This is a genomic window from Methylomonas sp. 2F7 (assembly GCF_057126975.1).
In genome coordinates, this window is record NZ_CP195203.1 from 2,336,317 (window position 1) to 2,362,605 (window position 26,289).

Annotated in this window: 22 protein-coding genes and 1 pseudogene; 9 read left to right on the top strand and 14 right to left on the bottom strand. The window is 49.5% G+C overall.

Going from position 1 to position 26,289, the window contains the following annotated elements; genetic code table 11:
* Positions 1-84: 84 nt before the first annotated feature.
* On the bottom strand, positions 85-1,851 hold the full coding sequence (locus tag ACR64Q_RS10580) for a ShlB/FhaC/HecB family hemolysin secretion/activation protein (protein WP_313734642.1): 1,767 nt from the start codon (positions 1,849-1,851) through the stop codon (positions 85-87).
* Between the two features lie 499 nt (positions 1,852-2,350).
* Between ACR64Q_RS10580 and ACR64Q_RS10585 the strand changes: the two are divergent.
* A pseudogene (locus ACR64Q_RS10585) lies at positions 2,351-3,500 on the top strand (IS3 family transposase).
* Between the two features lie 302 nt (positions 3,501-3,802).
* Here ACR64Q_RS10585 and cueR read toward each other — a convergent pair.
* The 5 genes from cueR to ACR64Q_RS10610 form a co-directional block, all read right to left on the bottom strand.
* A complete protein-coding gene (cueR, locus tag ACR64Q_RS10590; protein WP_026600816.1) occupies positions 3,803-4,204 on the bottom strand; it encodes a Cu(I)-responsive transcriptional regulator in 402 nt (133 codons plus the stop codon).
* Between the two features lie 69 nt (positions 4,205-4,273).
* Positions 4,274-6,487 (bottom strand): heavy metal translocating P-type ATPase, encoded by a 2,214-nt coding sequence (locus ACR64Q_RS10595; protein ID WP_313734644.1) that lies wholly within the window; start codon positions 6,485-6,487, stop codon positions 4,274-4,276.
* 132 nt (positions 6,488-6,619) lie between these two features.
* Positions 6,620-7,444: a class I SAM-dependent methyltransferase gene (locus ACR64Q_RS10600; protein WP_313734645.1), complete on the bottom strand. Its 825-nt coding sequence runs from the start codon at positions 7,442-7,444 to the stop codon at positions 6,620-6,622.
* A gap of 315 nt (positions 7,445-7,759) precedes the next feature.
* Positions 7,760-8,635 carry an EamA family transporter gene (locus tag ACR64Q_RS10605; RefSeq protein WP_313734646.1) on the bottom strand — a complete coding sequence of 292 codons (876 nt, stop codon included), beginning with the start codon at positions 8,633-8,635 and terminating at the stop codon, positions 7,760-7,762.
* A 6-nt stretch (positions 8,636-8,641) separates the two neighbouring features.
* Positions 8,642-9,070: a VOC family protein gene (locus tag ACR64Q_RS10610; RefSeq protein WP_313734648.1), complete on the bottom strand. Its 429-nt coding sequence runs from the start codon at positions 9,068-9,070 to the stop codon at positions 8,642-8,644.
* 109 nt (positions 9,071-9,179) lie between these two features.
* Here ACR64Q_RS10610 and ACR64Q_RS10615 point away from each other — a divergent pair, with 109 nt between their 5' ends.
* Positions 9,180-10,088, top strand: coding sequence for a LysR family transcriptional regulator (locus tag ACR64Q_RS10615; RefSeq protein WP_483823323.1), 909 nt, complete (start codon positions 9,180-9,182; stop codon positions 10,086-10,088).
* A 32-nt stretch (positions 10,089-10,120) separates the two neighbouring features.
* On the opposite strand, the gene ACR64Q_RS10620 is transcribed toward ACR64Q_RS10615, so the two are convergent.
* From ACR64Q_RS10620 to ACR64Q_RS10630, 3 genes are all read right to left on the bottom strand, one after another.
* Positions 10,121-10,558 (bottom strand): SRPBCC domain-containing protein, encoded by a 438-nt coding sequence (locus ACR64Q_RS10620; protein ID WP_313734652.1) that lies wholly within the window; start codon positions 10,556-10,558, stop codon positions 10,121-10,123.
* 25 nt (positions 10,559-10,583) lie between these two features.
* Positions 10,584-11,135, bottom strand: a complete 552-nt coding sequence (locus ACR64Q_RS10625) for a cysteine hydrolase family protein (protein ID WP_313734653.1) — start codon at positions 11,133-11,135, stop codon at positions 10,584-10,586.
* Between the two features lie 161 nt (positions 11,136-11,296).
* Positions 11,297-11,713 (bottom strand): helix-turn-helix domain-containing protein, encoded by a 417-nt coding sequence (locus ACR64Q_RS10630; RefSeq protein ID WP_313734654.1) that lies wholly within the window; start codon positions 11,711-11,713, stop codon positions 11,297-11,299.
* Between the two features lie 136 nt (positions 11,714-11,849).
* On the opposite strand from ACR64Q_RS10630, the gene tmpT reads away from it, so the two are divergent.
* Together tmpT and ACR64Q_RS10640 are read left to right on the top strand one after the other, a co-directional pair.
* Entirely contained in the window at positions 11,850-12,494 is a 645-nt protein-coding gene (gene tmpT, locus ACR64Q_RS10635) for a thiopurine S-methyltransferase (protein ID WP_313734655.1), read from the top strand.
* 11 nt (positions 12,495-12,505) lie between these two features.
* Positions 12,506-13,309: a sulfite exporter TauE/SafE family protein gene (locus ACR64Q_RS10640; RefSeq protein ID WP_313734656.1), complete on the top strand. Its 804-nt coding sequence runs from the start codon at positions 12,506-12,508 to the stop codon at positions 13,307-13,309.
* Positions 13,310-14,007: 698 nt separating this feature from the next.
* Here ACR64Q_RS10640 and ACR64Q_RS10645 read toward each other — a convergent pair.
* Positions 14,008-15,942 carry a hypothetical protein gene (locus tag ACR64Q_RS10645; RefSeq protein ID WP_313734657.1) on the bottom strand — a complete coding sequence of 645 codons (1,935 nt, stop codon included), beginning with the start codon at positions 15,940-15,942 and terminating at the stop codon, positions 14,008-14,010.
* A 288-nt stretch (positions 15,943-16,230) separates the two neighbouring features.
* Here ACR64Q_RS10645 and fliK point away from each other — a divergent pair, with 288 nt between their 5' ends.
* From fliK to ACR64Q_RS10660, 3 genes are all read left to right on the top strand, one after another.
* On the top strand, positions 16,231-17,736 hold the full coding sequence (gene fliK, locus ACR64Q_RS10650) for a flagellar hook-length control protein FliK (RefSeq protein ID WP_313734659.1): 1,506 nt from the start codon (positions 16,231-16,233) through the stop codon (positions 17,734-17,736).
* Positions 17,737-17,888: 152 nt separating this feature from the next.
* Complete coding sequence (locus tag ACR64Q_RS10655; protein ID WP_026600830.1) at positions 17,889-18,893, top strand: class 1 fructose-bisphosphatase; 1,005 nt, start codon at positions 17,889-17,891, stop codon at positions 18,891-18,893.
* Positions 18,894-18,955: 62 nt separating this feature from the next.
* Entirely contained in the window at positions 18,956-19,690 is a 735-nt protein-coding gene (locus tag ACR64Q_RS10660) for a helix-turn-helix domain-containing protein (protein ID WP_036275577.1), read from the top strand.
* Positions 19,691-19,694: 4 nt separating this feature from the next.
* Here the strand turns inward: ACR64Q_RS10660 and ACR64Q_RS10665 are convergent, their stop codons facing one another.
* Together ACR64Q_RS10665 and ACR64Q_RS10670 are read right to left on the bottom strand one after the other, a co-directional pair.
* Positions 19,695-20,459 (bottom strand): ABC transporter permease, encoded by a 765-nt coding sequence (locus tag ACR64Q_RS10665; RefSeq protein ID WP_026600832.1) that lies wholly within the window; start codon positions 20,457-20,459, stop codon positions 19,695-19,697.
* Positions 20,456-21,361 (bottom strand): ABC transporter ATP-binding protein, encoded by a 906-nt coding sequence (locus ACR64Q_RS10670; protein ID WP_026600833.1) that lies wholly within the window; start codon positions 21,359-21,361, stop codon positions 20,456-20,458. Before ACR64Q_RS10670 ends, ACR64Q_RS10665 begins: the two co-directional genes overlap by 4 nt.
* A 118-nt stretch (positions 21,362-21,479) precedes the next feature.
* Between ACR64Q_RS10670 and ppx the strand changes: the two genes are divergently transcribed.
* Both ppx and ACR64Q_RS10680 read left to right on the top strand, forming a co-directional pair.
* Positions 21,480-22,982: an exopolyphosphatase gene (ppx, locus tag ACR64Q_RS10675; protein WP_026600834.1), complete on the top strand. Its 1,503-nt coding sequence runs from the start codon at positions 21,480-21,482 to the stop codon at positions 22,980-22,982.
* Positions 22,976-24,211 carry a hypothetical protein gene (locus ACR64Q_RS10680; protein WP_026600835.1) on the top strand — a complete coding sequence of 412 codons (1,236 nt, stop codon included), beginning with the start codon at positions 22,976-22,978 and terminating at the stop codon, positions 24,209-24,211. Before ppx ends, ACR64Q_RS10680 begins: the two co-directional genes overlap by 7 nt.
* 79 nt (positions 24,212-24,290) lie before the next feature.
* Here the strand turns inward: ACR64Q_RS10680 and rpoS are convergent, their stop codons facing one another.
* Positions 24,291-25,271: an RNA polymerase sigma factor RpoS gene (rpoS, locus tag ACR64Q_RS10685; protein ID WP_020481275.1), complete on the bottom strand. Its 981-nt coding sequence runs from the start codon at positions 25,269-25,271 to the stop codon at positions 24,291-24,293.
* A 485-nt stretch (positions 25,272-25,756) separates the two neighbouring features.
* Positions 25,757-26,248, bottom strand: a complete 492-nt coding sequence (locus ACR64Q_RS10690) for a DnaJ domain-containing protein (RefSeq protein ID WP_036275579.1) — start codon at positions 26,246-26,248, stop codon at positions 25,757-25,759.
* Positions 26,249-26,289 lie beyond the last annotated feature (41 nt).

Below are 26,289 nucleotides of genomic sequence, written 5' to 3' on the forward strand. Positions count from 1 at the left end.
CCTAAGGTTTTTGTAATTGATGCACATGTCATGAATCACCGGATGTCTTTATAAAAGCATTAAGTCCCATATCAACTGAGAAACCTAGAACATATCCCAGCGGGCACTGAAATGAATCCCGCTATCTTGAAGATCGCTCGTTTGTTGTGGTTTAGACGTATTTAGGGCATAACCGTAATACAGCTGAGCAAACATTGGTTTGAATTGCCATTCAAGGCCTACTCCCAGCGAAAAAAGTGTGGTAGCGGCGGAATTGGTCGGCTGATCCACATACCAGGCTTTGCCATAGTCAACAAAAGGAACCAGGGTTAGCTTGTGCTTGGCGTCTGCATCACCGCCGATCAGGGGATAATGCACTTCAGCGGAAATGTTGTAACCATCGTCACGCACCAGTTGATTTTCCCGATAGCCGCGTACCGTGTTAAAACCGCCAATGGCAATCCGCTCCAGGGGTAGCAAGGGGCTGTCGCTGAATTGAGCGTTGCCTCGCAACACCAGTTGCGCGCCGTTATCCATAAATCGCCAGGCGTATTGAGCCTGCCCCAGCCAGGAAAAAAAATCGCTGCTGGGATATCGTGAAAAATAGCTTTGATAATAGGCGGGCACCGGCCGTGAACGGGTAGCGCCTAGGGCATTCATACCGACGTTAAAGCCGGAATGCAATGCCAGGGCGTGATTATCCCAGCGTTGGCTGAAATCCAGAAAGATGCGCCAGACGGTGGCCTGATTGCGGCCGGTCGGTTCGCCGGGAACGAAGGAAAACGGCATGCCCAACAGAGACGTTTCATTTTCGCGGACGGCCAGTAATACGCCTAAACTCAAGCGTTGACGGGGCGTGTTGATGACGGGGTGGCTAATGCCGCCCTCAAAGCTATGCACCAGGCTGGTAATATTCAATACGTTGATAGGCTGTTCCATCACCATTGAATCGCCCTCGTCGAAGCGAAAAAATGCCAAGGTACCTGCGTCGTTAATCGGCAAGCTTATACCGCCCGAATAGCGGTTAGAACCGGCGCTGGTGATATAGGTAAAATCCAGGCTGTCGCCAAGACCCGTCAGGTTTCGAAGTTGTCCATAAACGCCAAAAGCTTCCGCGCCAATAGACGGTGGACGCTGGTTGTTGCCGAAAACGCTGAGCTTGTAGGGCTGAGCTCGGGTGACATCGAGGTCTAGAATGCTGGTGCCCGGCGAGGTGCCGGGGATAATCCGGCCATTGATCCTGCTGATCAATGGATCGGATAACAATAGTTGATAGTTATCTTGCAGGTTCTGCAGATTAAAGGCTTTATCCTGGTCGTCAACCAGGCGATTCGCCACGTAACCGTCACGTAAGCCGTCCATCCCTTTGATGCGGACTTCTTCTATGCGGCCTTCAATGATCTTGATACGCAGCTCGCCATCCCGGTAGGCGTCTTTGGCGATCACCGCGCCGGAATTGACATAGCCGTGATCCATATAATAATGGGTCAGCTTAAGCCGCAATTGTTCCAGTTCTGCGACGGATACATTCCTGCCTTCGTAAGGCTGCACTAGAACGTTTAGCTCTTCTGCGGGAAAGACTTGATTACCTTCCAAAACGATTTGCTTAATATATAACAAACGATGATCAAGCGAGTTGGCCCCAGAATCGGGAATCTTGGGTAAAACAAATTGATCGACGGGCTTTTCGTTTTGGAATTCCGGCGGCGGTAGCGGTTCGGCTCCGGGTCGGTTCATCGAACCGGTGACGTCAATTGCCCAAGCTGATGATAGGAAACAGATCCAACTTAAGCCAGTCAGAAACAGCTGTAAGCTGACCAAAGCCCATTTTCCTAGCGGACGGCGATGAGTTAGCTGAAAATGAAATGTCATATTTAAACTATCAATTAAACCGTTGATATCGATAATGCTTAAAAAAAGCACTATGGTCTTTTACGGAAAGCTTCAGGGACTCCGCCAGACACTACGACCCCATGGGGTCTATGACTTTATCCTTGGACTATGGAACAGTTATTTTTAAAATTGAAATCTATTTAAATATTTAAAATTCAATGACTTGTATGAGTCTGCTCTTCCGTAAATGTACTGTTGGATTAAAAGATAGGGAACGAATTGAATCCGCCCAGAATTTTTTCTTCGCCTGGAATTTTTCCTATGAAATATGTGTGATCCTTGTCGCACAATTCATTTAATATTTCAACTGAGTAGATTTATCGGTTTTTTAGTCGTCTTAAATAGCGTGGCAAGAAGTGTTATCGAACAAGTGCGCGGACAGCACCCTGAGAGCTGGCCCCGAAAAATTGAACAGCCGGTTAAGTGAAAATCCCTGCTACTTTTGATCGTCCGTAAGGACAAAACAATGGAGCAGAAGATGTCCAAAAAACCGAGAAGAAAACATTCGCCGGCCTTCAAGGCCAAAGTCGCCTTGGCCGCTTTGACGGGTGATAAAACCCTGGCGCAGTTGACCCAGGAATTTGAGATTCATCAAAACCAGATTGTCGACTGGAAGAAACAGCTGACCGAACGGGCTGCCGAGGTGTTTGGGAAACCCGCGGAGCCCGAATCACCGCCAGTCGACCTGCTAGCCCTGCATGCGAAAATCGGCCAACTGACCTTGGAAAACGATTTTTTAGGGAACGCGCTCACCAAGGCGGGATTACTGAGCGCAAAACGATGATAGACCGTGAATCCAAACTGTCGATTGGCCAGCAAGCGCACCTGTTGGGGATCAGTCGAGGTAGCGTTTACTACCTGCCCAAGCCGTTATCAGCGCGCGATCTGGACATCATGAAACGCCTGGATCGATTGCACATGAAACATCCCTTCATGGGCGCCCGGCAATTGCGAGATCAGTTGAATGAACAAGGGATCACCACTGGCCGTAAGCATGTGAAAACCTTGATACCCACAGGGCACAAGTGAAGCGGATGGGCATCGAAGCCGTGTATTGCAAGCCTAATACGAGCAAGAAAACGCCAGGGCACGAAATCTTTCCCTACTTGCTGCGCGGCATGACCATCAACCGAGCCAATCAGGTTTGGGCCCTGGATACGACCTATATTCCGATGGCAAAAGGCTTTGTTTACCTGACTGCGGTTGTGGATTGGGCCAGTCGGAAGGTCTTGGCAGCCAAGGTCGCGATTACACTGGAAGCCTGTCATGCCGTCGATGTGCTGGAACAGGCGTTTCGGCTGTATGGTAAACCGGAGATCGTTAATACCGACCAGGGTAGCCAATTCACCGCCAAGGCGTTTGTCGATGCCGTGAAAAATCAGGGTTGCCAGTTGAGCATGGACGGACGGGGCGCCTGGCGAGATAATGTTTTCGTCGAGCGATTGTGGCGATCGGTCAAATACGAGCGGGTTTACCTACATGCGTACGGTTCCGTCGGCCAAGCCAGAGCCTCGATTCTGGATTATTTCGAGTGGTATAACCACAAGCGACCCCATTCCAGCTTGAACCGAAAAAAGCCTCATCAGGCCTATACCGATTTGCTGCCACCGGTCAAAATGGCAGCCTAACCAACAGCAGGGATTTCACTTTAATTTTGGGAATTGCTGTTTAAAGGTTTGGGGCCACCTCTTCCGACACCCGTTTGAGCGTCCGGATTTAGGCGAGCAAATAGAAATTATCGCTGCGTCACTATGGCCATTAAGAGACAATCAGTTTTTTACAGCAATGACAGGTGTAGAGTTTACAACCACCGTTCAATTACTTCGTCATATGTAATAGGGGGCATAATTTAAGTTGGTTTAGTAATTGTGAATTACTCGATAGTTTTACCTAACAGAACAAGAATCCCGAGTTCGAATAGCTTTTAGCTTTAAACCAGCTGCTGGCCGAGTACCAATGTATCGATAATCGGACAATCTGGTTTATTGTCCCCGCTACAAGTTTGCGCCAACCGGGCCAGAATGTCGCGCATTTCAGTCAATTCGGCAATTCGTCGGTTCAAATCGTCGACATGGGATTGGGCCAGCGCTTTGACATCAGCGCTGGCTCTCGCCGGGTCTTGCCATAGCGAAACCAGATCGCGGATTTGGTCCAGCGAAAACCCCAGACCCCGAGCTCGTTTGATCATTCGCAACACCTGCAAATCGGTGTCGTTGTAGGTCCTGTAGCCCGATACAGTGCGTACGCTTTTTCTGATTAGTCCGATACTTTCGTAGTGGCGAATCATTTTGGCGGATAGGCCGGTCTTTTTCGAAGCTTGGCTGATATTCATCGATCACTCTCCAACATGGGTGGACACAGCGTTGCGGGCGGCGAACTTGCCGCCCGCAAGCAGGTTCGGTTAATGCCTGACGGATTGTAAGGAGCCGGCGGGTTTCCAAGTCCTCAGCAATAAGGCGTTGCCAATTACGCTCAGCGAACTGAATGCCATCGCCGCACCGGCCAGTTGCGGGTTGAGTAAACCTAGCGCCGCTAATGGGATGGCCGCGAGGTTGTAACTAAATGCCCAAAACAAATTTTGCCGGATTTTGCGGTAGGTTCGCCGTGCAATATCGAGCGCGGCACCTACCAGTATCGGGTCGCCGTGCATCAGCGTAATGCCGGCAGACTGCATCGCGACATCGGTGCCGGTCGCCATGGCAATGCCGACGTCGGCGGCCGCCAGTGCCGGCGCATCGTTGATGCCGTCTCCAACCATTGCCACATGGTGGTTCTGCTGTTTCAGCAATTCCACTTGATAGGCCTTATCCGCCGGTAATACTTCGGCGACTATGTCGCTGATGCCTAAAGCGTGGCCGACCGCTTTGACGCTGCCGCGATTATCACCGCTCAACAATACGATTTGGATATTCAATGCCTGTAATTGTTTGATGGCAGGATATGCAGTGGATTTGAGTCGGTCGCCAAAGGCCAACATGCCTAACAACCGTTTTTGCGGCGCGGCCATCGCCAGCCAGGACACCGTACTGCCGGCAAGCTCCAAGGCACGGGCGCGTTCCGCCAGCCCACCCATATCAATGCCCAATTCAGACATCAAGCGGCTATTGCCCAGACGCAAATCGAGATTCCCCACTGTTCCGGATAGCCCACGTCCAGGCAAGGCCGTAACGGCATCTACCGGCAAGGTTTGAATCTGTAACTCATTTGCGGCTTTGAGCACCGCCTTTGCCACCGGATGCTCGCTACCAGTTTGCAGCGAAGCGGCAAGCCGCAACAAGCGTTCGCGGTCGACACTCAACGGTAGGGCTTCGACCAGGTAAGCTTTTCCCTGCGTCAAGGTTCCGGTCTTGTCGAAAATAACGGTGGTAATACGATGGGCAATTTCCAGCACTTCGGGGTTTTTGATCAGAATTCCGTGGCGGGCGGCAATACCGGTGCCAGCCATCAGCGCGGCAGGCGTTGCCAAACCCAGCGCACAGGGACAGGCGATTACCAATACCGACACGGCGTTGATAATCGCGGTTTCCATGGCGGCACCCTGCAACCACCAACCCAGCCAGGTCATCAAGGCAATGGCTAGTACCACCGGCATGAACCATGCACTGACCTTATCCACCAAATGTTGAATCGGCGCCTTGGCCAACTGTGCGTTCTCGATCAAGCGAATCATTTTTGCTAAGGAAGTCTCTGCGCCGACCGCATCGGTATGCACCACCAACAAGCCTTCGCCGTTGATGGCGCCGCCAGTCACTTTATCGCCGGATTGTTTGGCGATCGGCATACTTTCGCCGGTAACCATCGATTCGTCGATATGGCTGCGGCCATCGGCGATGGTGCCATCGACCGGGATACGCTCGCCGGGGCGGACGACGACCAAGTCGCCGACGTTGACGGTTTCAATCGCAATTTCCAACTCTCGCTTGCCGCGATTGACACGAGCGACTTGCGGTTGTAGCGCTTGTAAAGCAGTGATCGCCGAAACCGTTTGCCGCTTAGCCCACGCCTCCAGCCATTTACCGGTCAACACCAAGCTAATCACCACGGCTGACGCCTCGAAATACAGATGCGGTGCCATACCGTCAGTCCGGCTTGTCAGTTGGTAAACGCTCAAGCCATACGCCGCACTTGTACCCAGAGCCACCAGCAAATCCATATTACCGGCACCGGCTTTGAGTGCTTTCCAGCCCGCCCGATAAAAACGCGCCCCCAATACAAACTGGACCAACGTCGCCAAAGTCAGTTGCAACCAGCCCGGCAGTGAAACTTGAGTACCGAAAGGCTCGAGTAGCATGGGTGCCAGTAACGGTAGCGACAATAACGCCGACACCAATACGGCCAATCCATCTCGCGGCTTTGGTTTGCTTACCAGTCGCTCCGGTTTGGCCGATGCGCGATAACCGAGAGCGCTAACTGCGTTTATCAGCACGCTGGCATCGACTGCCGTATCGGTTTGGACTAAGGCGCTTTCCGTGGCTAAATTTACGCTGGCTTGCTGTACGCCGGGAATCTTATTCAGCGCCTTTTCGACACGCCCTGCGCAGGACGCGCAGGTCATGCCCTCTATCGACAAGTAAACCGTGCGGTCTGCCAGGTGGTTGGAATTGAAGGTTTTCATGATCAAGTCTCCTGTTGTAATTGACTGTGTTCAAAGTGTTCGGCTTACCACGATGGGAAGGTCAATAGTTTTTTTGCTTTTTTAGTTACTGGCATTTATTAAAAAAATTGATAGAGGGAAAGATGCAAGGCTCTATCCAACTGGTTTATCGACGATGGCATAAATCACATTGGCTGAAATCTCGGTAACCGATTGACTTGCCAATTGGTGGAGATTGGCCTGCTTCACTTTCTGTAACTGTTCCCCATTCAATTGCTCCAAGGTGCCCCGATATCCGCTACCCATCGCCAATATCCACCAATCTTCAGGCTCAGACAGAGCGTGAGTCGCGTCTTCGGCAAAAATGTCCACTTTGGTTAAACCGGCCGAGGCCAGCATCTCCAACAATCCTTCCGGTGTGGAAATGCGATCCCAAGGGTTGAAGTCTTTATACAGATCAGGGCGTTGATGGCGAATGGCTTGCCAAAGCGAGGTGTTGGCTGGCTCGAATAACTCAGGCCCCCAGGTTGTAATTGCCAGGCGCCCGCCAGGCCGGACTTGGCGCCACAATTCCCTGACCGCGGTGGCCATATCAGGCACGAAAAAGATCCCAAACACGCAAACGACGGCATCAAAATAACCATCGGGATAAGCTAACGCGAGCATGTCACTAACCCGAAACTCCAGGTTCTCAAGACCATCGGCTTTGGCTTTTTCAGCCGCCATCGCCAACAATTTTTCCGCCAGATCGACGGCAACCACTCGGCCGGCTACGCCAACCTTTCGCGCCGCCGGCAGGGCTGAAGCGCCGGTTCCGGAACAAACATCCAATACCCTGTTTCCTTCTCTTAACCCCAATCGCTCGATGGTGTTATTGCCGAATCGGCTCCAAAACGTATTGGCCGGGTGATCGAATAAATCGGCGGCGGTGTTATAGGCATGCGCGGTTTTCTTACTGGCTACCAAATGTGATTCCATTTCAACTCCTGAAAAATTATTCAAATTTTAATCATGGATAGCTGCCTTACATCAGTGGCCATCCGGATGGCATCAATATAAAGGTTTACATTATTGGAAGGTCAAGCAGAATTAGGGGACATGATGATCGTCAGATGACATCGACCAGCGGCGCTGTTACTGCCGAAGGCATCCGAGCTCCATTGCCAGCACTTCCAACATTCATCTCTGTCCCCTTTTACTTCTTGGAAATCGACAAGCGTTATCGGAAGGAGGCCATTCGCGCAAAGTGTTGAATAACTGATGATTCACTAAACCGATGTGCCGGCTAGATGACTATTTAGCATGAACTGTTGTAACGGATAGATTGCTTATCAGGCCGAACAATAAAAATGTCGAGCCGACGAATGCCGATATGGAAAGCGTTTCTCCCCAAAACAGGCAACCGATCGATAGGCCTATAATCGGCGTCAATAAGGAAAATGATGCAACGGTGGTCGCGGGATAATGCCGCAGCAACCGATTCCAGGCCAAAGTGCCTATCAATAATGCGCCTAGCGACTGGTAAAGCACTGCTATTGCCGCCGGGACTGCGGAAGCCGTAGTCAAATTAAAAATCGTCTGATGGTTTTCAAACGCGGCGCTCAGAGCCGCCAATGTTAAAGCTGGCATCAAAGATGCCCAGACGATAAAAGCCGGGGAGTCTGAGCGTTGTCCGGCAGTTGCTACTATTCTGACGACGATATTTCCCGATGCCCAGCCGGCAGCGCCCATTAAACTCAACGCCATGGCAATCAACGGCACCTCGGCGGATTCATCACTCGCGATAATGCTTAAGCCTGTTAGTGCCAATCCCAGAGACAAACCTTTACGTGCATTGAGCGACTCCAATCGTAATACCATGCCGAACAACATCGTGAAAAATACCTGCGATTGCGCCAAGACGGAGCTAAGGCTCGTAGGCATCCCGTGATGAATTGCCAGAAACAGGCCGCTGAACTGAACTGCGCCCCAGCCTAGTCCGTAAACAACTATCGTTCGCCAGCTAGTGTTTGGTCGTGGAACAAACGGTATCAGCAATGCCACCAATCCGAAGCGGAGACTGGCAAAAGCCAGCGGCGGTAAATCCTGCAACCCCCAGCGGATTACCGAAAAACTGCCGCCCCAAACCAGCACACACAATAAGACGAGCGCAATGTGTCGTGGTGCCATCGCCGGTCAGACTCCAACGACCGAACAAATCACCACGCGCCAACCATCCGGATCTGCATAGGTTCGGCTTTTATCTAACCAATAAGGATTTTCCGGCGCTACTTCTTCAGCACCGACCGAGGCAAGATTTTCAAAAAGTGTTTGTCGCTGATCAGCATTGGTGACGTATAACACCAGAAGGTTTTCGGCGGAAGGCATTGAGCATGGAGCTCCGGATGCATGCTGGGTAAATTCCAGGTGATAGTCACGCCCGGGTAAGCCGAGCATGACGCCGTCATAGCCGGAATGGTTTTTAAATGAACCGATCACCGGCAAACCCAGACCGTCGCGGTAAAAACGAACAACGGCAGCCAATTGATTGGTGGGTCTGGCAACCCTAATTTGAGCAAACTTGATACCGTTGGGAAATTCGATGGATAATTTTGAATTAGACATTTTAATCTCCTGACACTGGCCCGATACCACCACGGTTACCGCTAAACCAGTGGCGTACAGTTTCAGTTATTATCAAGATGAATAGAAATGAAGAAATTGTACGTGGCTTATGAATACAGTGCATGACTTGAGGCGTATAGATTTGAACCTGCTGGTGGTTCTGGACGCACTTTTAGAAGAGCGGCACATCTCGCGCGCGGCAACTCGATTAGCAATGACGCAGCCGGCGGTTAGCCATGCACTCAATCGCCTGCGCGATCTCATAGGCGATCCATTATTAGTGCGGGTCGGCAATGAAATGCGCTTAACGGCTAAAGCAGCAGCCTTGCTAAGGCCGTTAGCCGATGCCCTGACTCATGTCCGCAATGTCGTCATGTCAGAACCGTTTTCGCCTGAAAATTGCCAGAGAACCTTTCGCCTGGGCATGTCTGATTATGGCTCTGCAGTTGTCCTGCCAGGGCTGTTGCAGCGTCTTCGCGCCGAGGCTCCGGGTGTTAATCTGGTTGTGACCCAATCATCGCGACTGGAGATGTTGCGACAAGTGACGGAAAGCGAATTGGACGGTGCAATTGGTGTGTTTCCGATGATGCCGGAGGAACTGGAAAGCGATACTCTTTTTCAAGAACGCTTTGTGTTGGTAACGGATCGCCGCAATCTAACGGAGCAAAACGGCCTATCGCTTAGCCATTACCTTGAGGCCCCGCATATCCATGTTTCGGTGCAAGCCATGCACCACAGCCATGTCGATAAGGCTCTGGCCGCGCTCGGAGCGCAACGCCGCATAGCGGTGCTGGTGCCGCATTTTACGGTTGCCGCCGACTTATTGGTCGGAACGGATTTGTTGCTAACCATTGCCGCGCGCGCCATCAATATGGAAAAAATCACCCCCGACTTAGTTGTCTTGGAGCCGCCGTTCGCAATACCCGGCTTCGACTTCGTATCGATCTGGCGTGCGGGAGCCGACCGGAATCTCGAACTGACCTGGCTGCGCTCAAGCATCAGGGCTATCGGGTTGTGAGGCACGCTGTAGAAAGCAAAAGACTTGCATCGTCAGGCCTCAGCGCGGGCCTTGATGGCCAGATTCATCGCTTCAAAGCCCATTTTGGTATCTTTCTCAAGGCTCTTTTTGAATAACGGCACCAGCAGGCCGCTGAAACGCTCGCTCTGCGTAAAGCGGATGCGTCCATCGGCGATAGGCTCAATGACAAACCGATGTTCGCCATAGAAGAGATTGGGAAATAAGAAATGTCCCAGCCAGCGTAGTTCCTTTCCCGGTTCGACAGCAAAAACGCGCGGCCGAAACGTCATGGCTTTTCCGTTGCTGGGCTGAATCCGCACTTTAAGCCTCGCATCCAGTTTTACTTCACCTTCTATGTTGAGAATAAACGGATTCCATTCCGGATAAGCCGGGAACTCGGTAAGAATGGACCAGACGTGTTCCGGCTCGGCAGCTATTTCGATTTCAGTATGTAACCGATAGGTATTCATGGGCTTTCTCTGAAGTTAACGTGGTTTAAGTAAAATCGGTCAATATTTCGTCCGTGCCTCTAACCTTGCAGAACTCGCCGTCAAGGCTGGCCAAATGCACGTTATGGATGGCGTCAGCGGAGATATTGACGCCGTCGAGCCCACGGCGATTAAAAGTGGCGGTCGCGTCGGACACAAGTATGGTGTCATAGCCGAGATTGCCCGCCATGCGGGTTGTGGTGGAGACGCAATGGTCGGTGGTGAAACCCGCGATGATAAGGTTATGTATGCCGTGTTCTTTAAGAAACTGATCCAGACCCGTTCCAATGAAAGCACTATTCACCTGCTTGCCGAAGACCGGTTCGCCGTCCGTGGGTTTGGCTTCCGGTTTGAAATCGCAGCCAGGTTGATCCGGCGCTAACGGCGAATCTGCGGTGGTGGAAAGGTGTTGAATATGGATTATCGGTAACGACAATGTTCGCCAACGCGCCAGCAGCCGGGCAATGTTCCGTTCTGCATCGGGGTTATTTCTGATGCCCCATTTCGGGTGATCAAAACCCTGCTGCACATCAATTAAAATTAAAGCCGTTCGTTTCATAGGATACTCAGTTATTTAGCATTAAAAAAACCGTGATATAGAACCTCGGGTTACGATTTTCTAATCCGAGAGTAAGCACCGATTTAGAAGCGATCACATATGGCACATGTTAATACCCTAAACAATCAGTAAAGCCGAGCTGAGATAATCGCACTCATCACTTAAATTTTGTCCTTCAATTTATTTGGCTGCCGGAACCGATGTTTACCCGCAACTCGGAGGAGGCGACGAAATTTTGGACATTCAAAATGGCTCGGCGCATTGCAGACCGCTGCATGGCGAAGTCCATCACGCATAGCCGTCAGTTCATTAATTTTTCTATCCAAGTCATCCGCCTTGGCCAAAAGCAACGTTCTATCGATGTCAGGCCCTTCAGGGGTAAACATCTCGCCGATCTCATCAAGCGAGAAACCGGCACCGCGCGCCAAAGCAATTAATGCCAGACGCTCCAACACATCGCCACTGAATATACGGCGTAACCCTATTCGCCCTGTAGACCGAATCAATCCTTTCTCTTCATAAAAACGCAACGTGGAGGCCGGTAATCCCGATGCCTTAGTAACCTCAGTAATATCCATACATTTTCCTGTTGAAATTAATGCTTGACCTCAAGTTGACTTGAACTTTTATCCTAGGCTCGAAAATAACGGTTTTTCAAGACTGAAACACCAAATAATATTGAATTTTAATAGGCTAATGATTTAAGGAGTCGAGATGGAAGCAAGTTTCTGGCATCAAAAATGGGAACGCGGTGAAATTGCATTTCATGAAAGCGAGGCAAACCCACATCTGGTCGCGCATTTTAAAGAATTACATCTGAAAAAAGGCAGTCGCGTGTTTCTGCCGTTGTGCGGTAAGACCCGGGATATAGCGTGGTTGCTTAGCAGAGGTTATCGAGTGGCTGGCGCGGAATTGAGCAAACTCGCCGTTAGCGAGTTGTTCAATGAACTTGGCTTAGAGCCAAAAACCTTTAAGGCTGGAAAATTGACCCAATACAGTGCTAAAGACATAGACATATTCGTCGGTGATATTTTCGACGTGTCTACCGAGCTTCTTGGTGCAATTAACGCGATATATGATAGGGCAGCCTTAGTTGCCCTGCCATCCGGCTTACGGGACCGCTATACGTCGCATCTGATGAACATAAGTGGCACGGCAGCGCAGTTGCTGATTACTTATGAATACGACCAATTGCAGATGGATGGGCCTCCGTTTTCAGTGACCGAAAACGAAGTAAAGCAACATTATGAGGCTGCTTACCGGCTGAAGTCTGTTGAAAGCAAGAATATTGAAGGTGGATTGAAGGGCGAAGTTGCAGCAACGGAGACCGTCTGGTTACTCCAAAACGCTAATAAATAGGTTGGTTTATCATGCCGGGTGTTGAATGGATATCGTTGTATCTTGTGCTGGGTGCTTTGGCGGGCTTTATCGCGGGCTTACTGGGACTTGGTGGCGGCGGAATTCTGGTTCCTTTTCTGTCATCCATTTTTCTTTACCAAGGTACTAGCGTAGAAAAAGTAGTTCATGTGGCATTGGGAACGTCATTGGCTTGCATGATTATTTCTTCAGCCGCAAGCGTCCACGCACATGTTTCACGAAACGCGGTTGACTGGCAGATCGTTCGCGGAATGTCTCCGGGAATCATCCTTGGTTCTATTCTGACTACCCAGTTGGCCGCTAACTTTAGCGCAGCCTATATTGCCCTGTTTTTTGCGCTGTTTATGGCGATTGTAGCGGTGCAAATGTTTATGAATTGGCAGCCCAACCCCCGTCAAATGTCGATGAGCTTCCGCGGACTGGCTACGGCTGGAGTGTGTATCGGATCAGTATCAACACTTGCTGCAGTGGGTGGAGGTTTTCTGACTATTGGCTACTTGGTATATAGGAATGTGGCTATAAAAAAAGCCATTGGTTCCTCGGCGGCAATTGGATTACCTATCGCTGTCACGGGCACAATTGGTTACATTATTAGCGGCTGGTATGAGACATTAAGCAACCCCTATGTCATTGGGTTTATAAATGTGCCAGCATTTTTAGCGATCTCTACCGCTAGCGCTATTGTCACCCCCTGCGGCGTTGCCTGCTCCCATAGACTGCCAGTAAATTATTTGAAAAAGGTATTCGCTATTATTTCGCTGATTTTGAGTATAACGATGCTAGTTTCGCTCGTTTAATATGGGGATAGATATTATGCTCAACATTGCCATAACCAGGGGCGAAAATTGGTCCGATAAAGGATTTCTTGGTTATGACGAACGTTATCGGTTGGTGGCTTTAGCGCACATTTGCTATTTTACAGAAACTCCTAATCGTTTGTTGATGGCCGATTGGATGAGATCACCAACGGCTGCTTTGTGGCCCTCAAATTCTCAGAATCAAGATATTTCTGACTGGCCGGTTTGGAGAAACGTGACGGACCTGAATGGGTCGAGATCAGCGTGCCTTCCAGGTCTAGGGCTAAAATGGTCGGTCGTACGATAGGCATGCGCATCCACAGTTGCGGCGAATCAGCGCTAAAAGCCGGTGCGGCCCATTTATCGAGCTCCAGGGTTGACGGTTGCGCTTATTTTCCCAGCAACCAGGCTTTTTTCCGGCTCGTTTTCCAAAATAACCAGAAGATTTTAGCGCCTGACTGAAAGGTTGCTGTTCCGAGCGATATCGTTCGCGCAAAAAGCTGCAACGATTTGATCGTTGAACCGAATTATTGAAGAAATTTTGTCGAGCGGCGGCGTAAAAGGCCGTTTCGGTAAATTGCTTGGTAGTTGCGGCTCGGCGCTAAAACGCCGGCGAAAATAAGGCCGGCGATTCAGTTCCGAGAAACAATGATGCTGAAATTTTCTTGGGATTGCTTGCAAATCGCCGGGTTTCCCGACTATTTCAAGCCGTATACCTTCAACTGACTGCAAACCGGTAATTGATTGTCCGGCGCGGTGCAGTCGGAAGTACCGACCCGATAAATCATCACATACACCCGGCCATTTGCCACGACTGGTGGAATCATCCGCGACATCTTGCCTAAGCCGCCGTTATTGTCGTCGCCGGTGCGAAATAAGCGTTTCAACTTATTACCCGGCTCTATCGTGGTCGCGTCGTAGGCAATCAGCTGACCTTCGGCGAATTCCTTGTTGGCATCGCCGAATTTGGAAAATACCGCCCAGACGATAGCCGAATCAAAATCGATGGCGGGTGCAAAATTAGTGCTTGCGGACGGCTTGCCGGAGACCATCAACAGACCGCCGGGCATGCCGCCGGGCGATTCGACGCCCACCGAGGCCAGATCCTCAGCTTCGGCACGGAAGCTTGGTAAATTACCGTCCACGGTGGAAAAATTATAGGTTTTCAAACGCGAGTTTTCACCCCAGACATAGACGATGCCGCCGCTCTGATCGCGTTGCGCCAAGGCCAGCGAGTGGATATGGTGCATTTTGTTGTTTTCCGGATCGCCGCATGGCACAAACCAGCCGTGATCGCTATGCCCGGATGCCGGGCACGGTAGGCTACGATTCAGATGCTGAGCCCGGTCCCAGTTTTCCTGAACGCCGCCCGCAAAGTAGGTTGCCACCAACGGCGGTTTGGACATCAATTGATTAAAGCGGTCGTTCCGGCCCAAATTAAGTTTGTCCAAGGAATAAATGATGCCGTCTTTGGTACCTTGCAACAGCAGCCTTGAGCCAGGCACCAGCATCGGCCCGGCCGCGCCGAAATCCCAGTCGGCGCCAGCAGCATGGGCTTCTGCCCTGCCGCAAGAAACTTCGGAGTTATTGTCGCCCCAGAGACACTTATCAGCGGGAACGCGCTCATCCAAAAACGCTTTGTAAAAATCCACCTTTTCCAGTTCGGGCCGGGCCCCGCTAACGCTGGGTTTGAAGCGGAGTTTGATCATGCTTTCAGCCAGATCGACATCGCCGTTATTTGAAGTGCCGTTGGAGGTGGCGACATAAATCATGTCGTCTTCAGTGACCGGCGCACCGCCGGCATGCCAGATGCCGGCACCCCAGGAATTGAATGAGGTGGCGCAAAATATCGCGGCTTGTTTGGAAAAACCGGCTTGGCCGAGCAAGGCTCTAGTGTCGTAAGCCACCACGAAACCATGCGGATTTTTCCTGCCGCCCATCAGAGATTCGCCGTTGGCGGCAAATGCCATGACCAAGCCGTTGTTCTCTGTCAATGCCAGTCCGGCGCGCAGCTTGGGATAGACATATTGCCTGGTTTGATTGTTTTGCTTATATGTCGCGCCGGCGTCGTTAAACCAGCAGCCGTTGCCTTCCTGCGACTTACCGAAGATACGCACTGGTTTACTTTTTTGACTGCCGTTTAGCGGATTTAAGGCATACACCCAGTAATCGCGGAACCGGTTGTCGTTGTTTTTCTTTTGCCAGGACGCGACAAACAACGTGTTGCTGGCCGGATCGATAATCGGCGTGGCGGAAATACCCCAGGTTGGCGTGTGCTTCCACATGTCCATGTCTTGCGAGCTGATCTCGGGGCCGAGTTTAACTTTATAGACTGTGTCGTTGGTGCGGGCGTTGATACCGATCACTTCGTTCTTCATCGTGGTGATGATCACTAAATCATCGGCGCCAGCGCCATTTTCGATTACCAAGGGCTGGGTTTCGACTTTGGCGTTGAAATCGTAAGTACGCAGCAGACCGAACTGCTCCGAATTCACGTTAGTCTTATTAAGCGTGAGCTCTTGATTGTTGGCTGCGGTACGAAAATTATTGCCGGCGCGTTGTGTCACGCTAACCGCGAGCGCGGTATTAATCCAAAAAACCGTACAGATAAAACCCAATTGCAGCAATTTCATGGCTCGCTCTCCCCAGTTGAATGTCAACTGAGCCTAGAGCCAGAGCAAGGATGTTGTCAAGCCCTTTATAAATAAGGTATTTAACGGTTTTGGCTTGATGATTTACTGTTCCTCAAGCAATTAACTCACCGCCCGCTTGGTGGATGAATGACTAACGTAGGGTTTTGCTAAGTGACTAACCGGCGCTCTCAGCCAAAACCTGCCCAATAGCTGTTAAGCGCCTAGGCAAGTTTTTGTAGTAATCTAGTTTCAACGCGTAAATCCCGATTACGGCGAGGTGAGAATGTCATGGATATAAAGCTGCCTTTAGATGCCAAACTGGTCATGGCCTTGAGCAAATCGAGCGCTTCGATTACAGAGCTAAAACTGAATCAAGTGCTGGACGCCAAAATCATCACCAATCAATTCATGCTGAATACCTTGACGGTCAGCGTTGCCGATAAAACCATGACTTTGCAGAGCCAACAGGCATTGGCTTTGCAACCCGGCCAGACCTTGCAGTTGCAAGTGGTGAAACTTTTGCCGACACCGGAGTTAAAAATTATCGCTCCGCCACTATCGCAAGCGCCGAATACGTCAAGCTTAGCAGCGCCCGAAGCACAACTATTTAAATTACTGCCCTCCCCGACCACTCCAGCGACTGCAACACCACCTCTACTCAGCAATCCGCTGGCGACATTAAACCCCGGTGACCATGTGCAGGCGCAGATTTTGAATATCGGCAAACATACGCTAACGGTACAACTGATGCCGGTGCCGAGTGATGCCAAGCAAACCCAAAGCACCGCGTTGCCTGGCGGAGAAAATCGAGTGGTGCTGGATAACAAACAATTGCAATGGAGCGATCCGCTGGCCAAATCCGCGCTAACCGTCGGCAGCCGCATCGATTTACAAATCCTGAAGAGTGGCGAGACCCCAATGCTTAGCGCGTCTTTACCTACGCCTTTTATTGACGAACACATCGCGACGGTGTTTAAACAGTTACTGCCCATTCAAGTGCCGTCACAGCAATTGCTGGAGCATCTGGCGCCTTTGATACAGCCTGCCGAAAGCGATAAAACCGTAGGCGAATTACTCAAGCAACTGGCCCGCGAAATATTGCAGCATGTACCGGACAAAACAAAGTTGTTCGAACCGGCCACCCTCAAGCAAACCATCGCCCAGTCCGGTTTGTTTATGGAGCGCAATTTAGTCGACGCGGAGGCAAATCCGCAATCGCAAATGTTGCAAGACGACTTTAAATTAAAACTGAGCAAGCTGATTGCACAGCTAGGCTTGGAACTGGCGGTGCCTAAGGACGAAAGTTCGGCGCAGCAGACTGCAAGCGAATTACTGAAAGAAACCTTGCAAAAAGCCCAAGGCAATCTGGCCAAATTGACGTTAGATCAACTCAATTCGTTGCCCAGGGACGATTCGCCCAAACAGGTCTGGATATTGGAGTTACCGTTCTTTAACAAAGCCGAACCTGAAACGCTGCAACTGATCGTGGAACAAGACAAACAAGCCAACAGCGAAAACGGCCAAAAGAACTGGGTAGTGAGCATTACCATTACCCCTCCCGAACTTGCTACAATACATTGCAAGGTCTCCTGTTACGACGGCACTATTAATACCCGTTTCTGGAGCGAGTCCACCAGCACCGTGGATAAAATTAATGCACGTCTGGACTATTTAAGACAACAGTTCGAACAAAAAGGATTAAAACCCGGATTTATGGATGTTCAACAAGGGAAACCCTCGCAAACCAATCTGCAAACGCTCCCGCCGCAAAGCCTGTTGAGCGAAAAAGTCTGATACCGGGACGGAATACAGCAATTGGATAAACAAATCTGCCGCGAACGGGCCAACAATTTAACCACAACAATTTATTCGCCCAACCAGGGATTACGCTACCGTGGTTGCCGAAACATTTTCTTACTCTAGCCGACGCTATGGAGAATTAACGCATGTCCCACCAAGTTACTCTGACCCAGTTCATCATCGAGCAGCAGCGCGGGTTGCCGGATGCTTCCGGTACGTTCACGCTGCTGCTGAATAACATCGTGACTGCGTGCAAACAGATCTCTCACCGGGTCAATTGCGGCGCCCTGATTGGGGTGTTGGGCAGTGCGGAATCCGAAAACGTGCAGGGCGAAGTACAAAAAAAGTTGGATATTATTACCAATGACATCATGGTCAAAGCTTTGGACTGGAGTGGTTCTCTGGGCGGCATGGCATCGGAGGAAATCAACGATCCGATCAAAATCCCAAAACAATATCCAAAGGGCAAATATCTGGTGTTGTTCGATCCGCTGGATGGCTCGTCGAATATCGATATTAATCTGACTGTGGGTACGATTTTTTCGATTCTGCGCTGCCGGGAAGGCGTCGAACCGGAAACCGAGGATTTTTTGCGCAAAGGCACCGAGCAAGTCTGCGCCGGTTTTGTGTTGTATGGCCCATCCACCATGTTGGTGCTAACCACAGGCAACGGGGTGAATGCTTTTACGCTGGATCAGGATATCGGCGAGTTCATTCTGACCCATTGCAATATGAAAATTCCCGAGGAAAGCAGCGAGTTTGCCATCAACATGTCAAACCAACGTTTCTGGGAGCAGCCGGTGAAGCGTTATATTGACGAATGTGTCGCCGGCGTCGACGGGCCGCGCGGCAAAGATTTCAATATGCGTTGGGTGGCTTCGCTGGTGGCTGAAGTCTATCGCATCCTCACGCGCGGCGGCGTATTCCTGTATCCGCACGACTTACGCGATCCGTCCAAGCCCGGCAAACTACGGCTGATGTACGAGGCCAACCCGATGGCATTCATTATCGAACAAGCTGGCGGACTATGTTCGACCGGCCGTGAACGGATTTTGGACTTGAAACCCAGCAGTATTCATCAACGGGTTCCATTGATTTTGGGTTCCAAATCCGAAGTAGAACGCATAGTTGCTTATCACCAACAGGATTAACCAACAAACCGTCGTAAACTCGCCGTTTCCTGGTGAAGCGGCAAACTATCAAGCCCAAAACTATGCTTTCATCAAAACCCCAAGCCACTGAGCCGCTTAAAAATCAAGTCAGTTGCGTTAATTGCAGTCTGGATAATATTTGTTTACCGCGCGGCCTGTCGCAAGCCGAAATTAATAACATCAGCCAAGTCGTCAAGGCCCGCAAAACTTTGCAGCGCGGCGATTTTATCTACCGCGAAGGCGACAATTTCCGAGGCATTCTGGCGATAAAGTCCGGTAGCGCCAAGCTGGTGGCTAACGATAGCTACGGCAACGAGCATATTCTGAATATTCTGTTGCCCGGCGAATTACTGGGCTTCGACGGACTATCCGCCGAAAAGCACGGCTGCGCGGCTATTGCTTTGGAAACCATGAGTTTTTGCATCCTGCCCGCCGACAATATGGAAGATTTGTTCAAGAACATGCCCAGCCTGACGCGCGAATTGTTTCGGCATACCGGCGAGAAAATGCTGGAGGATAAAAATCAGCTGGTGCTAAGCAAGAGGCCAGCGGAGGAGCGCTTGGCTTACTTTTTGATCAGCTTATCCGAAAGGTTGAAGCGGCGCGGATTTTCGTCGTCGGAATTCAAGCTGTCGCTCACCCGCCAGGAAATCGGCAATCATCTGGGTCTGGCTTTGGAAACGGTGAGCCGGCTGCTGAAAAAATTTCAGGATGATAATTTGATTGTGGTGCAGAACCGCTTTATCGCGATCAAAGATCTTAACGCCTTGCGCAATATGTTAGTGCCGTTGGAGTAATGGACTAATTTTTAATACCGATACCTTTATGCAACAGCAACAAGCTTAGTGCGGTTAAAAACACGATAAAGCCGCCCGTCATCGCGAAAGCCAGTTCAATCTCTACATCACTGACCCCGATCATGCCGTAACGAAAAGCGTTGATCATGTATAAAATCGGATTGGCTTGGGCGATTTTTTGCCAGATTCCCGGCAACATCGCTACCGAATAGAACACGCCGCCCAGATAACTCAACGGCGTCAAGACAAAGTTCGGAATGATGGAAATATCATCAAAGCTATCGGCAAACACCGCGTTGATGAAACCGGCCAGTGCGAACAAGGTCGCCGTCAGCACAAACACTGTAACCGCGATGTCCCAATGCAGGATCGTAGTGTGGGTAAACATCATTGAAATCCCCGCCACCACTATGCCGACCAACACTCCGCGGGCGATGCCGCCGCAGACGTAACCGGCCAAAATCACATAATTCGGCACCGGCGCCACCAAAAGCTCTTCGATATGACGCTGGAATTTGGTGGAATAAAACGAGGACACCACATTGGAGTAAGAATGGCTGATCACCGACATCAGAATAATGCCGGGCACGATGTAGTCCATATAGCTGACGCCATGTACCAAGCCTATGCGGTCACCGATCAACTTGCCGAAGATAAGGAAATACAGCGCCGTGGTAATGGCCGGTGGCAATAGCGTTTGCGGCCAAATCCGGGTGAAACGGCGGATTTCTTTGAATAAAATCGTAAAAAAAGCGACCGAGTAGTTCATTGCACCAAATCCAAAAATAATTGTTCCAGACGATTAGACTTGTTGCGCAGGCTTAGAACCTCGATATGTTGCTCAGATAGGGCCTGAAATAAACGGTTTAGACCGTGGCTTTTCGGCACCGCCACATCCAATACGGTATCGGCGCTCAACACAATTTCACAGCCATCGATTGCCGGTGCTTGAGTTAATGGGCGAGATATATCCAATACAAAATGATCGGTATGCAAGCGACTCAACAAACTGCTCATCGCCGATTTCTCGATGATTTGTCCGTTATTGATGATGGCGATATTCCGGCATAGGCTTTCGGCTTCTTCCAGATAATGGGTAGTCAAAATGATGGTGGTGCCTTGTTTGTTGACGTCCTGCATCATCTCCCACATCGAGCGGCGGATTTCGATGTCCACGCCGGCGGTGGGTTCGTCCAATATTAACAAGCGTGGAGAATGCACCATTGCTCTGGCTATCATCAACCGCCGCTTCATGCCGCCGGACAAGCGCCGGGACACTACGTCGCGCTTATCCCACAGTTCCATTTGCCGCAAGCATTGTTCGGTGCGCTGCAAGGCTTGCTTCCGCGGAATGCCGTAATAGCCGGCCTGGTTCATCACCACGCTCATGCTGGTTTCGAATTGATTGAAGTTCACTTCCTGCGGTACCACGCCAATGCAGGTTTTGGCGGCGACATTGTCTTTATCCAAGTCGTGACCGAAGATGCTGACCGATCCGCTGGTTTTGTTGACCAGCGAACTGATGATGCCGATCAAGGTCGATTTGCCGGCGCCATTGGGACCCAACAACGCGAAAAAGTCGCCGCGCTGGACATCGAGATCCACGCCTTTCAAGGCTACAAAGCCATTGTTGTAGGTCTTTTTTAGGTTTTGGATGGATAAAGCCGTCATGCTCTAATGTTATAATCTCGGGCAAAGGAATTGACGCGATCTTTAAAAATGCGTCAATAAAGCTTTCCGATTCTATCAGAATTCGCCAACCCTCAGCAGCCTGAACAGGAATAGACTCTTGCCACATCAAATACCGACCAGTGTTGCTGCCGTCGATCTGGGTTCCAACAGTTTTCACATGATCATATGCAGCTTGCATAACGGCAAATTGCAAACCATCGACCGCTTGAAAGAAATGGTGCGTCTGGCTGCGGGACTGGATCAACATAAAAATCTCGACCAGATCACGCAAGAGCGCGCCCTAGCCTGCCTGGAACGCTTCGGTCAGCGCATCCGGGATTTCGCACCCAACAGCGTCGCAATAGTTGGCACCAACACGCTACGCATCGCCAGAAACTCGCAACAATTCATCAACAAGGCCGAAAAAGCCCTGGGGCATCCGATTCATATCATTTCGGGTATCGAAGAAGCGCGGTTAATCTACCAAGGCGTAGCCCACAGTCTGGGCAGCAATGCCAACAACCGCTTTGTGATGGACATCGGCGGCAGTAGCACAGAGTATATTATTGGCCGTGATGATATCGCCCACACCAAAGAAAGCCTGAACATGGGCTGCGTCACCGTCAGCCAGAACTTTTTCAAAAACGGCGAACTGACCAAAAAGGCCTTTCGCAAGGCAATGCTGTTTGCCGAGCAACATCTCGAACCCTTTCAAAATGCGTTCAATTCCCAAAACTGGGAGGAAGCCATCGGCGCTTCCGGCAGCCTGAAAGCCATCAGCAACGTGCTGCAAACCATGGGGTGGAGTAATAACGGCATCACCAATGAAGGGTTGGAACAGTTGGTAGCACATCTCTTGAAACTTAATCGAATCGACGAAATCAGCTTTCCGGCCTTGAGTATCGAGCGGCGGCCAGTGTTTATCGGCGCGGTCGCTATTGTTTATGCGACGTTCAAGACCTTGAATATTCAGCAAATGACGGTTTCGGATGGTGCATTGCGCGAAGGATTGGTACAGGATCTGCTGGGCAGAATTTACAACGATGACGTTCGTTCGCAGACCAGTCAAACCATTGCCGCGCGTTACCACACCGACACTTCACACAGTCAACAGCTCAAAGAAACCCTACGTTACATCGTTCAGCAATTAGACAATCACCCTTGCTTTAACGACAATCCCGCCAGTTTACAGTTTTTAGAATGGGCTGCGGAACTCCATGAAATCGGCTTTGAGATCGCCCACAGTCAGTATCACAAGCACAGCGCCTATATTATCGAAAATGGCGATTTGGCGGGTTTTTCCAAACAAGATCAGCTGTTGCTGTCCAAGCTGGTGCGCAGTCACCGCAAAAAGCTTAATTTAAGCCGTTTTGAGGATTTACCATTTCCTTGGCGGCAACATGCGCCGATCATGGCAGTCGTATTTCGGCTGGCCGCTTTGCTGCACCGCAACCGTAATAGCAAACGTCCGGACTTTAGCATCACCATTAATCGCCACGATATAAAAATTGATTTTCCGGAAAATTGGCTGGAACAAGCGCCTCTGACACATGCCGATCTCAAACAAGAAATGTACTACCTCAAGGAGGCCCGTTTTAATCTGATCTTCGATCAATGCTGAAATTCCTGCTGTATATCCTACTTTCACTGGGAATATTGTTCGTAGGCTTACTGTTTTTCGCAATCGACGATACGCCGTTGATAAAAATCCATCAGGGTTTGAACCGCGAAGACATACAGCGAGCGAAGCAGTTATTGCATGTGGCACCGGAGGAAAGAGGCCAAATTAAAACAGTTAGTTTGGACCAGAAGGACTTGAATATTGCGGTAAGTTATCTGCTAAACCATTTTGCGGAAAATACGACGCAAATTCAGATTGTCGATGACAGATTAATGATTCAGATAGCGATATTTGTTCCCAAAAGCCCCTGGGGTAGATATCTGGACTTTAGTTTTAACTTACGAGAACAAGATGATGCCATTGTTATCAAGTCGTTGAAAATTGGAGAAATTTCCATTCCCGATCCAGCTGCTAACCTCCTAATTCCCGCTATCGTGCATAACACGCCGCTAGAGCAGCATTGGCAATTATTGAGTCAATACGTCAAGAAAGTCCGCATTAGTCCGCAAGCTTTGGAAATTAGTTATCTAGGGTCCATAGTTGACGCGGCGAAGCAATTGGCTATCCAAAAACATCGGGATTACCCAAACCTGCATCGCTATCAACAGCAAATTAACGAAATCGTCAGCCAACATGATCCAAGCTGGCGCTTATCTATCACAGATTTGTTGCAACCTTTATTTTTGACGGCGTATCAACAAACACCGACGGAGGACGCCGTTCAGGAAAATCGCGCGATCATCATTGCTGTCGGCAGCTACATCTATAAACAGGACTTACGCCGCTATTTGCCGCTTGGTTTGGTCTACAGCAAGGAATATCCTGTATTTGCTTATAAGCGAGTGGATATACCTCAACATTTTATTGCTTCGGCACTATTGGCAATTCTTGATTCCTCATTACTCGGCGAGCAAATTGGCATCGATAAAGAATTGGGAGATGCGCAAAAAGGCAGCGGCTTCAGTTTCATTGATCTGACAGCCGATCGAGCCGGGACTAGATTCGGTCAAATAGCAGTAGCATCAACCGAGAAAGCGAGGAAATTACAAAGAATAATGTCTAGCACTAAAGATTATTCTTCTATTATCCCGGAATTGCAGGACTTACCTGAACATATGGACGAGGCAACGTTTGTTAGCAAATTTCATTCTGTAGGAAGTTCTGCATACAACGAACTGATCCAACTAATCGACGACAGAATTAAAGGCTTGCCGTTGTATCAATTATGAGGTTCCTCAGAAAAGACACCCAAACCAGATCTGACAAAAAGTCACACTACTCTGGTTTGCCGCCGGTTAAATTTTACTATTAGCTAAAAATCGATTCGAACGAATAGCCGCTACTTTCAAGAATCTCTTTCAGACGCTTCAAGCCGTCCATCTGTATTTGTCTGACTCTTTCGCGAGTTACGCCCAATTCTAAGGCTACCTGTTCCAAAGTTGCGTTTTCGAAGCCGCAAAGACCATATCTACGACAAATGACTTCGCGCTGTTTTTCGGCAAGCTGATAGACCCAGTAGGTGACGTTATGTTGAATAAAGTCGTCTTGCAAAATTTCAGCAGGATTACGGCTTTCTTCTTCGGAAATTGTCTCAAGTAGAGGTTTGTCAAAATCCTTACCGAAAGACACATCAACGGATGTGACGCGTTCGTTGAGTTTCAGCATTTTACTGACGGTTTTAGCGGGTTTATCAAGATGCCGCGCTATCTCGTCGACAGTGGGCTCGTGATCAAGCTGTTGCGCTAAATTCCGCTGCGCTTTCAAATAAATGTTCATTTCCTTAACAATATGAATAGGCAGGCGAATAGTTCGGGTCTGATTCATGATTGCGCGTTCGATGGTCTGTCTGATCCACCACGTTGCATAGGTGGAAAATCTGAAGCCTCGATCCGGGTCGAATTTTTCAACTGCTCGGATCAACCCCAAATTACCTTCTTCGATTAAATCGAGTAAAGGGAGCCCGCGGTTTAAATAGCGCCTGGAAATTTTGACAACGAGACGTAAATTGCTTTCGATCATAATTTTTCGGGCTTTTGGATCGCCCTGCTGAGTACGTCTGCCGTAGATTTTTTCTTCATCGGCAGTTAGCAGCTGGGATTTACTAAGTTCATTCAGATACGCTCGGGTGGCATCGAAAGTACTCTCATTTTGCGATTCATTACTTTCTATCTCGGCTAGCTTAAACGTTTCGTTCGGATCGATTTCGACAACTTCTTCATCGACATCATCAAAAGAAATGAAATCTGGAATATCCATATCTTTAATTACATCTATCGTTTCTTCCATCATGATTAATCTCCCAGGTATTTTGGCTTGCTGAATCGTTTATTTTTATTGGTACGTGTCTCGCCAGATAACTATTAATCCCTTAAAACTATTTAAATGCAGATAAGATTGAAACCCAACAACGGAACCGATATTGCTCACTGTCAAAACCACTTAAGTCAATAGGCCAATCTTAACGACATCACGCCTCTTCTTGTATTTCCGATCTGATCTAATCGAAGGCACTAACCTTAACGGCGAGTGCCAGTATAACTTTAAAAGATTTGTCTTATAAATTGAATTTACTGATATTTTTGTGGTCCACATCTCTTTTTTGATTTTTATTCACAGCAGCCTCTTAGGCCTTTTTGGTAACTAAAATCAGCAAGATCAAACTAAAATTCGAACCACTTCTAAATTATGAAAATAAGAAAGTGATGCGTATCACATATATTCAAAAGAACTGCAAAAACAGACAATTCTGAAAGGAATTTTCTGGATGTGTTTTTTCAACGGCCCAGCAATGTTTTTTTTGCTTGATTAATTTGGGCCGCCAAATAATCCGACCCTCCTCGATCAGGATGAAAGCGCGAAATGAGTTTACGGTGGGCCTGAATAATTTCTTCTTCCGTTGCGCCAGGCATAAGCCCCAAAACTTCAAAAGCCTCCGTTGTTGTCATGCCGGCTTGTCGAGATGAACCAGGACCCGGCTTACCATATTGCGGATTGCCGGCTTTGAATCGCAACCAAATACCATGAAGTTGTGGCGCGTATCTTAATATCAGAGGCATCGAGCGTACTAGAAACGCAAATATTACGCCGAATATCGCCAGCAGACCGCTAAGTTTTCCACTCAGCATCAGTACAAGCAAAATCAGCGCAACCGCAACCCAGACTAGTTGTTTAAGTCGCTTGCTGCGCAATTCGGCTGGTACCTTCATAAATCCCGATAGCATCAAAATTGCCAATACCAATGCCAACAATATCACTATTCGTATCACCCAGACTCCAAACGCTTCAACCTACGAACGTCATAATAACT